The sequence below is a fragment of the Stenotrophomonas maltophilia group sp. Smal13 genome, from assembly GCF_030236855.1.
Classification (GTDB): Bacteria; Pseudomonadota; Gammaproteobacteria; order Xanthomonadales; family Xanthomonadaceae; genus Stenotrophomonas; species Stenotrophomonas maltophilia_A.
Genome location: NZ_JASJSQ010000068.1, coordinates 13990 through 27054, shown reverse-complemented (window position 1 = coordinate 27054; position 13065 = coordinate 13990). Strand labels below are relative to the sequence as shown.

10 protein-coding genes and 1 pseudogene are annotated in these 13065 nt (G+C 67.7%); 7 read left to right on the top strand and 4 right to left on the bottom strand.

Features of this window, described 5'->3' with window-relative positions:
* Positions 1-322, bottom strand: a 322-nt coding sequence (locus QRO95_RS18800) for a DUF2058 family protein (protein ID WP_285303186.1), incomplete at its 3' end; no start/stop codon positions are given.
* Positions 323-384: 62 nt separating this feature from the next.
* Between QRO95_RS18800 and QRO95_RS18795 the strand changes: the two genes are divergently transcribed.
* The 3 genes from QRO95_RS18795 to QRO95_RS18785 all read left to right on the top strand — a co-directional run bounded on the left by QRO95_RS18795 (position 385) and on the right by QRO95_RS18785 (position 3326).
* Positions 385-885: a M48 family metallopeptidase gene (locus QRO95_RS18795; protein WP_285303185.1), complete on the top strand. Its 501-nt coding sequence runs from the start codon at positions 385-387 to the stop codon at positions 883-885.
* 47 nt (positions 886-932) lie between these two features.
* The gene (locus QRO95_RS18790; protein ID WP_032129355.1) at positions 933-1631 is read left to right on the top strand and encodes an RNA pseudouridine synthase; all 699 of its coding nucleotides are present in this window, start codon (positions 933-935) and stop codon (positions 1629-1631) included.
* 129 nt (positions 1632-1760) lie between these two features.
* A complete protein-coding gene (locus QRO95_RS18785; RefSeq protein ID WP_285303184.1) occupies positions 1761-3326 on the top strand; it encodes a phospholipase D family protein in 1566 nt (521 codons plus the stop codon).
* A 3-nt stretch (positions 3327-3329) separates the two neighbouring features.
* On the opposite strand, the gene QRO95_RS18780 is transcribed toward QRO95_RS18785, so the two are convergent.
* Entirely contained in the window at positions 3330-4406 is a 1077-nt protein-coding gene (locus QRO95_RS18780; protein ID WP_285303183.1) for an HDOD domain-containing protein, read from the bottom strand.
* Between the two features lie 278 nt (positions 4407-4684).
* On the opposite strand from QRO95_RS18780, the gene QRO95_RS18775 reads away from it, so the two are divergent.
* Complete coding sequence (locus QRO95_RS18775; protein WP_010482852.1) at positions 4685-5782, top strand: Glu/Leu/Phe/Val dehydrogenase dimerization domain-containing protein; 1098 nt, start codon at positions 4685-4687, stop codon at positions 5780-5782.
* A gap of 44 nt (positions 5783-5826) precedes the next feature.
* Here QRO95_RS18775 and QRO95_RS18770 read toward each other — a convergent pair.
* Positions 5827-8660, bottom strand: a pseudogene (locus QRO95_RS18770) (S8 family serine peptidase).
* A 183-nt stretch (positions 8661-8843) separates the two neighbouring features.
* Between QRO95_RS18770 and QRO95_RS18765 the strand changes: the two are divergent.
* The 3 genes from QRO95_RS18765 (at position 8844) to QRO95_RS18755 (ending at position 11054) form a co-directional block, all read left to right on the top strand.
* Complete coding sequence (locus QRO95_RS18765; protein ID WP_121504604.1) at positions 8844-10019, top strand: thiolase family protein; 1176 nt, start codon at positions 8844-8846, stop codon at positions 10017-10019.
* 124 nt (positions 10020-10143) lie between these two features.
* The gene (locus QRO95_RS18760; RefSeq protein ID WP_004153024.1) at positions 10144-10485 is read left to right on the top strand and encodes a hypothetical protein; all 342 of its coding nucleotides are present in this window, start codon (positions 10144-10146) and stop codon (positions 10483-10485) included.
* 158 nt (positions 10486-10643) lie between these two features.
* Positions 10644-11054 (top strand): hypothetical protein, encoded by a 411-nt coding sequence (locus QRO95_RS18755; RefSeq protein WP_014647982.1) that lies wholly within the window; start codon positions 10644-10646, stop codon positions 11052-11054.
* Positions 11055-11336: 282 nt separating this feature from the next.
* Here QRO95_RS18755 and QRO95_RS18750 read toward each other — a convergent pair whose 3' ends face one another.
* A complete protein-coding gene (locus QRO95_RS18750; protein ID WP_049398306.1) occupies positions 11337-12974 on the bottom strand; it encodes an acyl-CoA dehydrogenase family protein in 1638 nt (545 codons plus the stop codon).
* Positions 12975-13065 lie beyond the last annotated feature (91 nt).

Genomic DNA, 13065 nt, shown 5'->3' with positions numbered 1-13065 from the left:
GCACGGTGCGAATCTCCGCGCCATCGCTGCAGCGGTACTCGTCCTCGCCCTTTTGAGACACGGCATGGGCCGTGATGATCTGCCGGGCCTGGGCCTTCTGTTCAGCCTGCCTGGCCTGGGCATTGCGCTCGGCGGCCAGTGCGCGGTCGCGCTCGACCTTCTCGGCGCGGGCCCGTTCAGCCTCGCGCTGGACATCGGCCGAGGTCGATTCGGCCTTGCCCTGCCGGGCCTTGGCCTGCGCGCTCGCGGCAGCGCTGGCCTGCGACTTCTTGGCCAGGCCGGCCTTGAGCAATTGTTCCTGCAGCGCGTTGGGCTTTGCCATGGTCGATGCGTACCGCGTGTAATCTTGGATGCCCCATTCTACCGACGCCCCGCCGCCCCTGCATGGCAGTCCTGAAGTACCTCACCGGCTATCCCGAACCCCTGGTCGCCCAGGTCAGTGAACTACTGGCGCAGGGCAAGCTCGGCCCCTGGCTGCAGCAGCGCTATCCCGATCCGCACGAGGTGCGCAGCGACCGCCAGCTGTACGACTACACGCAGGAGCTGAAGGACCGCTACCTGCGCAAGTCGGTGCCGCTCAACAAGGTCTGCTACGACAACACGCTGGAAGTGATCAAGCACGCGCTGGGCACCCATACCGCCATCTCCCGCGTGCACGGCGGTCGCCTCAAGGCCAGCCGCGAGATCCGCATCGCCACCGTGTTCCGCCAGGCACCAGCGGCGTTCCTGCGCATGATCGTGGTGCATGAACTGGCCCACCTGAAGGAAGCCGACCACAACAAGGCCTTCTACCAGCTGTGCCAGCACATGGAGCCGGAGTACCTGCAGCTGGAGTTCGATACCCGCCTGTACCTGACCGAGCTGGCCAACCGCGACCAGCGCTGACCGGCCGCAGCGGCTACACTGCGCGCCCCCTGCCCGACCTGCCCGCCATGGAACCGATCCGTCTCGACAAACGCCTGTCCGCCCTGCTCGGCATCCCGCGCGGTGAAGCGCGGCGCTACATCGAAGGCGGCTGGGTCAGCGTCAATGGCGAGGTGGTCGAGCAGCCGCAGCGCCCGGTCGATGACAGCGCGGTGATCGTCGTGGCCGAGCAGGCCAGCGATGAAAAGGCCGAGCGGGTCAGCATGCTGCTGCACAAGCCGGCAGGCGTTGCCGCTGAAACCCTGTGTGCGCTGGTCAGCAGTGACAGCCGCAGCGAACTTGATGCCAGCGACATCCGTCCGCTTCAGCGTCACTTCCACGGCCTGCAGCTGGCCGCCTCGCTTCCGGCCAGCGACAGCGGCCTGGTGGTGGTCAGCCAGGACCCGGCCACGCTGGCCCATCTGCAGCGCAATCTGGGCCGCACCGAACAGGAATACCTGATCGAAGTGGCCGAAGGCGGTCCCGAGCGCGGCCCGTGGCTGATGGCGCGGCTGCAGCAGGAATCGGGCGGCGCCAAGGTCAGCTGGCAGAGCGAGCAGCGCCTGCGTTTCGCCGGCAAGGGCCTGACGGCCAAGGGCCTGCGCGTGGCGGTCACCGCTGCCGGCCTGCAGGTCGCGGCCGTGCGTCGGCTGCGGATTGGCCGCGTGGCACTGGGACCGCTGCCTGCGGGGCAGTGGCGTTACCTGGGCAGCGACGAGCGGTTCTGACCCTTCAACCCTCGGGGTCGGATCCCTTTTCGCGGGAAAGGGCTCTGACCCCATCCACGCATGGCGTGGATCTACGGCGATAGGTCTGTTGGCTTTCATCCACACGCGGCGTGGATCTACCATCGGGGCATGAGCCTGCCCAAGCCCCTGTGGCGACGCCTGCTGCGCGTCGCTGCGATCATCCTCGCCGCGCTGTTGCTGCTGGTCCTGTCCGGGCTGCTGCTGGCCGACCACCTCACCCCGCGGGCACAGGGCGCACCCTCGCATGTGCTGCCACTGCAGCCGGCGCAGACCCGCATCGACCAGCAGATCGTGCCGCTGCAGGACGCACACCCCGGGCAGTCCGGCATGGCGTTCCTCAGTGATGGCATGGATGCCTTCGCCGCGCGCGCGATGATCACCGCGCACGCAGGCCGCAGCCTGGACCTGCAGTACTACATCTGGCACGACGACCTGATCGGCCATCTGATGGCCAAGGCGCTGTACGACGCCGCCGAGCGCGGCGTGCGCGTGCGCATCCTGCTTGACGACATGAACGCCAAGGACAAGGACGCGTTGATGATGGCACTCGATGCGCATCCGAACATCGAGATCCGCCTGTACAACCCGTTCCGCAACCGCAGCGGCATCGCGCGCACGCTGGAGCTGGTGCAACGCGCTTTCAGCGTGAACCACCGCATGCACAACAAGAGCTGGATCGCCGACGGCCGCATCGCGATCGTCGGTGGCCGCAACATCGGCGAGGAATACTTCAGCGCGCGCGACGATGTGAACTTCCAGGACCTGGACCTGGTGGTGGCCGGCCCCGCCGTGCAGCAGGCCAACCAGATCTTCGACGACTACTGGAACAGCAGCACAGCGATCCCGATTTCCGCACTGGCCTCGTATACCGATGCACAGTTGCAGCAGCTGGTACGGCAGTCGGACCTGGATGCCATGCATGCCAAGGCACAGCCCTACCTGCAACGCGTGGCCGAGTCGCGCGCGCTGCAGCGGCCCAGCCCGGAACCGCTGCACTGGAGCGCGAACGTGCGCATCGCTTCCGACCCGCCGATGAAGCACCGCGATGACGATCGCCGCGGCTGGCTGGTCAGCCGTCTCAGCGACGAGTTGCGCAGCACGCGGCGCAGTGCGCTGTTGATCTCGCCCTACTTCGTGCCCGGCAACGATGGGGTCGAGGCGCTGTCGGCGCTGGCCGCACGCGGCGCGCAGGTGGGGGTGGTGACCAACTCACTGGCCGCCAACGATGTGGCAGCGGTACACGGCGGCTACATGGGCTACCGGGTGCCGCTGCTGAGGGCCGGCGTGCAGCTGTACGAACTGAAGGCACACGGCCAGCTGGATGCCAGCCTGTTCGGCAGCAGCGGCGCCAGCCTGCACACCAAGGCATTCGTGGTCGATGACCGCCGCGGTTTCGTCGGTTCGTTCAACCTCGACCCGCGTTCGGCCTACCTCAATACCGAAATGGGCGTGCTGTTCGATGACCCGGCGCTCGGTGCACAGCTGCGCGACGAGTACCTGCGCCTGGCCGGCCCGGAGCACAGCTGGTGGCTGGCGCTGGGGCGCGATGATGACCTGCGCTGGCTGGAGCGGCAGCCACCGCCGCACTGGGTGGAGGCCGAACCCGGTGCCAGCCTGGGCAAGCGCTGGACCGCGCGGGTGATCAGCTGGCTGCCGGTGGAATCGCAGCTGTAGCGCTCAGGGCGCAGGACCCGCCTCTTCCTGTCCGGCGTCATCCCGTGTTTCCACGCTGCGCCCATGCAGGCGCCGCCAGATCCAGCGCAGCGCATGCGGCGGCGCCGAAGGCAACTGTTCAAGCAGGGCCAGCATGCGGCTCTGGCTGGCATGTCCGTGCCGGCACAGCAGGCTGGCCGCTGCGGCCGCGCTGGCCAGGCGCAGGCTGTCGGCCAGCGGGCCATCCGCCTCGGGCGCCAGCGCCTGGTGCACCGGCTCGGGCAGCTCCCAGGCCGCAGCCACGCGTTGCGCCAACGGCAGTGACCACTGCTGGAGCAGCTGCAGCGCCAGCGCCGGCTCCACCGTTTCATCTCGTGCCTGCGCTTCCTGCAGCAGCTGGCGCATCACCAGCGCGGCCCCCAGCCCCTGTACCAGGCCCAGCCACTGGGCGGCGAAGGCATCGCCGAAAGTGACCGTGCGCGCGTGGTCAGCGGCTGCGCGCGAGGCCAGCAGTGCGTGCTCCCAGATGATCGTGCTGAACTGCGGAAACACCTCGCACTGCACCTGCATCACCGGCTGCACCAGAACTGCGCTGATGATCTGTCGCACGCCTTCGGTACCGACCAGCGTCACCGCCCGGTGCAGGCTTTCCACCGGGCGCTCGTGCACCTTGTAGGCCGGGCTGTTGGCGATGCGCAGCAGGTTGCCGGTCAGCACCGGGTCCTGGCCGATGATCGCCGCCATCACCCGCGCCGACGCAGCATCGTCGTTGACCGTCTGGATCAGCTGCGGCAGCAGTTGCGGGCGGCGCGGCAGCTGACGGGCCGCCCAGTCCCGGTCCTGCAGCGCGCGCGCCACCGCCTCGCCCAACCCCGCGGCCTGCACCGCCGTGGATTCACCGGCCAGGCGCGGGTACAGGGCCAGTGCATGCAGGCCACGCTGCAGATGTGCAGCGATCTCGGCCGAGGGCAGAGCCTCGCCCTGCAGGCTGGCCGCAGCCGCCGCCACCGCCTGCCGCGACGCCGCCGCCAACCGGGACGGTGCCGTCCCGGTCGAGCGCGCCAGCCAGCCACGCAGTGATCGCCACCAGGCCGGCGTCATCGCCGCCCGCCCTGTCGTTGTGGTGCCCTTGCCGTCACTGACCGCCCTGCCTCTTCACGCGAATCCGGCCACCCGCCGTCGTCGCAGCATCGGCCGAACTTTCATCTTCTTTAACCGGAAGGCCGCCGATGTCGACGGCACCGGCCGGGGGAATGGACTAGAATGGCGCCGCGCGACCCGTCCCCCTGCACCGACGACGTCGCTTTTTTTGTTTTGGGACCCTACCGTTCACTGGCCGTTCGCTGCAGTTCGCCGCTGATCGCGCCATCGGAGACGCCATGCTATTCGAAACCCTCGCCACCACCGGCCACGAACAGGTGGTGTTCTGCCACAACCACGACGCCGGCCTGAAGGCGATCATCGCCATCCACAACACCACCCTCGGCCCGGCCCTGGGCGGCGTGCGCATGCGCCCCTACGCCAGCACCGACGAGGCGCTGGCCGATGCGCTGCGGCTGAGCCGGACGATGACCTACAAGAATGCACTGGCCGGCCTCAACGTGGGTGGCGGCAAGGCGGTGATCATCGGCGACCCCAAAGTGGACAAGACCGAGGTGCTGTTCCGTGCCTTCGGCCGCTATGTCGATTCCCTGGGCGGGCGCTACATCACCGCCGAGGACGTCGGAACCGACGTCAACGACATGGAGAACATCTACCTGGAAAGCCAGTTCGTGACCGGCGTGCACCAGGTCCATGGTGGCTCCGGCGATCCCGCCCCGTTCACCGCCTACGGTGCGCTGCAGGCACTGATGGCGTCGATGCGCTTCAAGTTCGGCCATGAGGAAGTGGGCAAGACCAGCATCGCCGTGCAGGGCCTGGGCCACATCGGCATGGAACTGGTGAAGCTGCTGCGCGACCGCGGTGCCAAGCTGTACGTCACCGACCTGGACAGCGCGCTGGTTGATCGCGCGGTCAGCGATTTCGGCGCCGAAGCAGTCAAGCCGGATGAGATCCACGAGGTGAACGCCGACGTGTTCGCACCGTGCGCGCTGGAAGGTGCGATCAACGCCGACACGCTGCCGCGGATCAAGGCGAAGATCATCTGCGGCACCGCCAACAACCAGCTGTCGAGCCTGGAAATCGGCGACGAGCTGCATGCGCGCGGCATCCTGTATGCGCCGGACTATGCAGTCAACGCCGGTGGCGTGATGAACGTGTCGCTGGAGATCGACGGTTACAACCGCGAACGCGCAATGCGCCTGATCCGCAGCATCTACCACAACCTCACCCGCATCTTCGAACTGTCGCAGCGCGAGAACATCGCGCCGCAGCGTGCCGCCGACCGCATCGCCGAAAGCCGCATCCTGTCGATCGGCAAGCTGAAGATGCCGCTGGGCCGCAGCACCCCGCGCCTGGGCAACCTGCGCGGCGGTTGAACCTGCCGATGTCGCGCCGGGCATGACCCGGCGCGAGCCGTCCTTCAGAAGCCGGTGCTGTAGCGCAAGGCGGCCTGCCGCGCACCTTCGCCACCAACACGCTGGTCGAAGCCCAGGCTCAGGCGGCCATTGCGGCCCCACCACGATTCCAGCGCCACACCGATCAGCGCACTGCCGCGCGGCGCGTTCCAGCCCGCCAATGGCGCCCAGGCATCGACGCCGACGAAGCTGGCCTGCCAGTCCGCATCCGCACCATCAAGCCGTTGCTGCCATTCGGCATGCCCACGCAGCGTCCAACGCCCCCAGCCGCGCTCGCCGCGGATACCGGCCAGCATCTGGCTGCGCTGCACGCGGTTGACATCGCCCCGCAGGCCGAAACCAAAGCCGCCGAGTTCATTGAAGGCGTCGGTCTCCACACGCGTGGTGCTGGCACCGACGTAGGGCGTCATCGATGCGCCCGCACGCCCCAGCCGGTACCCGCCCTCCACGCTGGCACTGCTGAAACGGCCGCCGTACCGCGCGGAGACGCCATAGGCACCCGCACCGAGCAGCAGCTGACGATCCAGCGCGCGGGTGAACTGTCCGCTCCCCACCTGGGCCAGCGCGTAGCCACGTCCCAGATTCCAGCCGGCATACAACTGTGCCTGCGCCTGGCGATCACGCCCACGATCACCGCCGAAACTGCTGCCACCAGTGCTGCGGGTCTCACCAAACGCCACGCCCATCAGGCCGTTGCTGCCCAGTGGCAGATCCTGGCCGGCCATCCAGCCCCGGCTGTCGGCAGCGTTGCCGGCAAAGCTGCCCTGCCCCGCCTCACCCAGCGCGCTCTGCCAGCTCCCGCGCAGGCGCGGTGCGGCCTGTACACGATCAAAGCGCTCGGCGATCGCACGCCGCGACATGTCGATACTGTCGAAGGTCGCTGCTTCGGCTCGCGCATGCGCTTGACCGGACAGGCTCTGCAGGCTGGCGGCCAGGCCCTGCGGGCCACCGCCGGTCCACTGCAGGGCACCGGCCGCTGCACCAAAGGCCGATCCCTGCAGGCCTGCGTTTTTGTCCAGCGCTGCGAATGCACCCTCCAGGCGCTGTGCTGCCGCCTGGGCGGACGCCCCCAGCCCGCTGGCCGCTGCGGTGACGCTGACCTGGGTCAGGTTCAACCACGCATTGTTGCTGTCATAGCCATAGCTGCTCTGCAGCAGTGACAGGCCCTGCAGGCCGCTGGAGGTAGCCGGCGTACTGAAGGTGCCGCTGAGTCCGCCTGCCGCATGGATCAGGTCCTGCCGGCTGCCGTTCTGTGGCACGTAGCCGGAAACGAAGCCATGCACGCGCACGCCACCGTCGATCGTGGCATTGCCGGTGACCTGCAGCGCATTGGCGCCCAATGCGATCATCAACTGTGCGCCGGCCTGCTGCGTGTAGTTGCCCTCGATGGTGCCGGTGGTGTTGCCGGTGGTGAGGAATACGCTGCTGCCGTTGACCACATTGCCGATCACGCGGGGCGTGCCGCCATTGAACTGCAGGCCGGTCGAATCCGGATCGGACTGGCCGAGGATGGTCACGTTGGAACGGATCACGCCACCGTTCTGCAGCGACAGGATGCCGCGTTCGATGCGGGTGGCACCGGTGTAGCTGTTGTTGCCGGCCAGCACCAGGGTGCCCCCGCCCTGCTTGACCAGCCCGCCGCTGCCGACGATATCGTTGCGCCACGCCGAGCCGGTCGAGGCCAGATCCACGGTGGCGACCACATCACCCCAGTCGAAACGACCCGGACCGTTGATCGCACGACCGATGTCGAGCAGGCCGTAGCCGAACACCGGATCCACGCCCGGCGCACCGATGTCCTTGGCGGTACCCAGCAGGGTCTGCCGCACCAGATCGTTGCTGAAGTACGGGAAGCGCTCCCAGACCAGCGCCGCCGCACCGGAAATCAAGGGCGCCGCGAATGACGTTCCGTAGTTCCAGTAGTAGCTGCCACCGTTGGCATCGGGGTAGACCGCGCTGCCGGGCGCCGCCAGGCAGTAGCGGGCCGCCTGGCCACAGGCATTGGCATAGCTGGCCAGCGTACCGGGCGCATACGGATCCACGGCGGTGGCCAGCCCAGCTCCAGGTCGGCAGCCGGAAGCTTGCCGGCCACGCCCTGCTGGCTGGGCAGTGCGGCCAGGCTGCTCGGCTCGCTGCGGCCGTCATTGCCCGCGGCGAACACCACCAGCCCGCCATGGTTGATCACGAAGGGGCGATATTCGGCGGCCACCTGCGCGGTGGTCGGCAGGTCGGTCCAGTACAGGCCGCCCCACGAATTGTTCATCACCTTCACGTTGTAGCTGATCAGGTCCTGGTGGACCTGGGCCACGCCCAGCGGGCCGCTGAAGGAATTGCCCTTGCCGCTGCCGTCATCGACCGGCGGCTTGTCGGCAATGATCCGTGCCGACACGATCTGCGCCTTTGGCGCGACGCCACCCGGCCAGGAGCCCGTTGCCGCGCCGGCGGCGAGGCTGGCCACGGCGGTGCCGTGGCCGACCACATCATCGACACTCAGATTGTTCCTGGCCGGATCGATGTAGTTGAGGTTGGCCAGCACCCGGCCATTCAACGCCACCGCATTGCGCTGCACGCCGGAGTCGACGATGCCGATGCGCACGTTCTGGCCGGTCAGGCCGGCAGCCTGTGCGGCGCGCGCATTGGTGACTGACAGATGCGCGTCGAAGGCCGGCTCCTGCGGTTTGACCGGGGGCGGCGTCGTCGGTGGCGGGGTAGTCGGTGGCGGCGGTGGTGGCGGGGTATCGATGCGCACGTTGCCGCCCCCGCCACCTCCACCACAGGCCGTCAGCGCTACCAGCAGCGCGGTTCCCAGGACAGACCTCACCATCATCGTGCGTTCCATCGATTCCTTCCCATGAACGTTGTCCTGCCTTCATCCCGGCAGGCGTGCGGCCGCGCCCAGCGGCGGCCCTCCCCGACCCTCTATACTTGGGTCGACCCCCACGCAGTCTGCCGGGAAACCGGGGCACATCCAACGGCCCCCGGTCTCCTTTCCGAACATTGCTTACGCATCAACGAGATTGCCATGTCCAACATCGTCATCGCCGCCGCCAAGCGCACCGCCATCGGCTCCTTCCTCGGCCAGTTCAACGGCGTGCCGACCCCGACCCTCGGCGCGGCCGCCATCGCTGCCGCCCTGGAACAGTCGGGCATCCCGGCCAGCGACGTTTCCGAAGTCCTCATGGGCTGCGTGCTGCCGGCCAACCTCGGCCAGGCGCCCGCCCGCCAGGCGGCGATCGCTGCCGGCATCCCGCTGTCGACCGGTGCCACCACGCTGAACAAGGTGTGCGGCTCGGGCATGAAGACCATCATGCTCGGTCATGACCTGATCAAGGCCGGTTCGGCCAGCATCGTTGTCGCCGGCGGCATGGAATCGATGTCCAACGCGCCGCACATGCTGCCGAACTCGCGCACCGGCAACCGCTTCGGCAACTTCCAGGCGGTCGATCACATGGCCCACGATGGCCTGGTCAACGCTTATGACGGCAAGGCGATGGGTGAATTCGCCGAATGCGCCGTGGACAAATACCAGTTCAGCCGCGAAGAGCAGGACGCCTACGCCATCGAATCGGTCAAGCGCGCGCAGGCGGCGCAGGCCAACGGTGCGTTCGCCGATGAAATCGTCGCGGTGAAGGTCGCCACCCGCAAGGGCGAGGTCGAGGTCGCCACCGACGAGCAGCCGGGCCGCTCGGACATCGCCAAGATCCCGACCCTGCGCCCGGCCTTCAAGAAGGACGGCAGCGTCACCGCCGCCAGTTCCTCCAGCATCTCCGACGGCGCTGCTGCAGTGGTCCTGCTGACCGAGGAAGATGCAGCCGCTCGCGGCATCACCCCGCTGGCCCGCATCGTCGGCCACGCGACCCATTCGCAGGAACCGGAGTGGTTCACCACCGCCCCGATCGGCGCGCTGCACAAACTGCTGGACAAGACCGGCTGGTCGCTGGACCAGGTCGATCTGTTCGAGATCAATGAAGCCTTCGCCGTGGTGGCGATGGCGCCGATGCGCGAACTGGGCATTCCGCACGACAAGCTCAACGTGAATGGTGGCGCCTGCGCGCTGGGCCATCCGATCGGTGCCTCCGGTGCACGCCTGGTGGTGACCTTGGTCAACGCCCTGCGCACGCGCGGTGGCAAGCGCGGCATTGCCACCCTGTGCATCGGCGGCGGCGAAGCAACCGCAATCGCCATCGAATTGATTTAAAAAGATTTAACGATGATTTCGCAAAAATGAATGCGGGATCGCTTGACACCCAATCTTGGCTTGTCATCATGTTGTCGGCGCGCAGCATGCGCGTTGCCTAATTCTAACGACGAGGATTCACACAATGAGCATCAACAAGCTGCTGGTCGCGATGTCCCTGGCTCTGGCCCTGGCCGCCTGCTCGAAGCAGGAAGCTGCCCAGGACGCCGCTGCTTCGGCCAACGAAGCCGCCACCGAAGCCCAGGCTGCTGCCGACCAGGCCGCCGCTGCTGGCGCCCAGACCGCCGACGCTGCCCAGCAGGCCGCTGACACCGCCGCCACCGCTGCTGACGCTTCGGTTGACGCTGCTGCCCAGGCTGGCGCTGCTGCCACCGACGCCGCTGCCGGCGCCGCTGCTGACGCTGCCAAGGCTGCTGAAGGCACCGCTGAGAAGGCCAAGGACGCTGCTGAAGAAGCCAAGAAGTAATAACTTCTTTCTTCACGCTGTTCTGGAAAAGCCGCTGGTTCGCCAGCGGCTTTTTCTTTTTTCCGAATGCGCGCGACTGAGCCGCTGCATCGCGACCCCGTCTTCACAACGGCATGAATAGGCTGGCGTCCCCATCCATTGCAGTACCGGAGACCGCCATGAAGATTCGTCCGATCACCACCACTCTGCTGGCCGCCTCCCTGCTGCTGGCCCTGGCCGCCTGCAAGGGCCCCGAAGCCGAACAGGCCAAGCAGGACGCACAGCAGGCTGCCGACAGCGCAGGCGCTGCCGCCCGTGACGCCGTGGACAAGGCCGCCGAAGCCACCCGCGACGCCGCCGACAAGACCGCTGCCGCGTCCGAGCAGGCCGCCGCCGATACCCAGCAGGCGCTGGACAAGGCTGCAGACGCCACCGCCAACGCCGCCGACAAGGCCAAGGACGCCGCAACCGATGCCGCCGCACATGCCAGCGACGCCACCGCGAACGCCGCACAGAAGGTCGCCGACAAGGCCCGCGATGTCGCCAATGACGCCAAGGCCAACGCCGCCAAGGAAGAAGCCAAGCACTAAGCCCTACCGGCAGCCGAGCATGGCCTCGGCGCTACAGGAAAAGCCGCGGCACTGCCGCGGCTTTTCTGCTTTTCGCTCTCTGCTCTTTCTGTTGATTCCGTGGTGGACGCGTACGGAAAGTGTCCACGGACGCGCGGGTAGGTTGCGCAGGGGCGTAAGCGCCATGGATGGCGCGCCCGAGCTTACATGGACGTACTTGCAGCGCCCCCTGCGCGACCTACCCGCGCGGCCCACCCATCAGTATCAGCACCCACCACGAGGGGCTCCGCCGTTGGCCGCCTCCTACGGCAGCGCGCGCGCCAGCATCGCCGTCAGCTCCACCCCCGCCGGCAGCGTCCCGAACGCCAGCCCGTGCTCCCCTTCCAGCCGGCTACGCACGAATGCCTCCGCCATCGGGCTGCGCGCACGCAGCAGCAGCGCCGCCTGCAGCAGCAGCGCAGTGCGCTCGCAGAACAGCCGCGCCTGCGCTTCCTCCGGTGGCGGTGCCGCTGCCCAACGCTGCAATGCCGCTGCATAGCGCCCATCACGGTCAGCCACCGATGCCAGCTCACCGCGCAGCGCCGCCATCGCCTCCGGTTCACGCGCCAGCGCACGCAGCACATCCAGGCACTGGATGTTGCCGCTGCCCTCCCAGATCGAATTCAACGGTGCCTGCCGGTACAGGCGCGGCAGCATCGACTCCTCCACGTAGCCCGCACCGCCCAGGCATTCCTGCGCTTCATTGACGAAGGCCGGCGCGCGCTTGCACAGCCAGTACTTGCCCAGCGCCGTCCCCAACCGCGCCATCGCGGCTTCATTGGCATCCACACCGGCGCGATCCACCGCGCGCGCGATCCGCATCGCCAACACCGTGGCCGCTTCCGACTCCAGCGCCAGATCAGCCAGCACGTTGGTCATCAGCGGGTGCTCGACCAGCAGCTTGCCGAAGGTACGTCGATGACGTGCGTGGTGCAGCGCCTGCGCCAGCGCCATGCGCATCTCCGCCGCTGCACCCAGCATGCAGTCCAGGCGGGTCATCATCACCATGCCGATGATGGTGGCCACGCCGCGCCCCTCTTCGCCCACGCGCCATGCCTGTGCGCCGCAGAACTCGACCTCACTGGAAGCGTTGGCCCAATCGCCGAGCTTGTCCTTCAGCCGCATCAACCGGAACGCATTGCGGTCACCATCGGCCAGCCGGCGCGGCATCAGCAGGCAGGTCAGGCCTCCCGGCGCCTGCGCCAGCACCAGGAAGCCATCGCACATCGGTGCGGAAAAGAACCACTTGTGGCCGACCAGACGGTAACGCTCGCCATCGATCGGTTCGGCGCGCGTACTGTTGGCACGGACATCCGAGCCGCCCTGCTTCTCGGTCATGCCCATGCCCAGGGTGATGCCGGCCTTGTCCGCCACCGGCACGTCGCGCGGGTCATAGACCGGCGCAGCGGCCTTGCGCGCCCACTCGGCCAGATGCGGCTGCGAATGCAGTACCGCCACTGCCGCATGGGTCATGGTCAACGGGCAGCTGGTGCCCGCCTCGGCCTGGTGATGCAGGTAGCTCAACACCGCACGTGCCACGTGCGCGCCGGGCTGCGGCTCATGCCAGGACAATCCAGCGACACCGTGCGATTTTGCCGTGTCCATCAACTGGTGATAGGCCGGATGGAACTCCACGGTGTCGATGCGATGGCCCTGTGCATCATGCGTGCGCAGCCGCGGACGATCACGGTTGGCATCGAAGCCCAGCCGGTACAGTTCATCACCGGCGAGTGCACCATAGACACCCAGTCGCGGCGCGAAGCTGGCGGCGCCTTCGCGCTGTACGGCCTCCATCAGCGCCACGTCGTCGGTCCACAACTGTCGCCCTGCGAACGGCGGCGGCTGGTTCAACACCACATGGGTTTCATACGGTGCGTTGCTGCTGAAGCTGGGTCCACTCATCCGGTCCATCCTGGCGGCAAGAGGTCTGCGGCCCGATTGTGCCGCATCGCCTGCCAAGCCCGTGTTCAGGCCGGTTCTCACCCTCTGCACG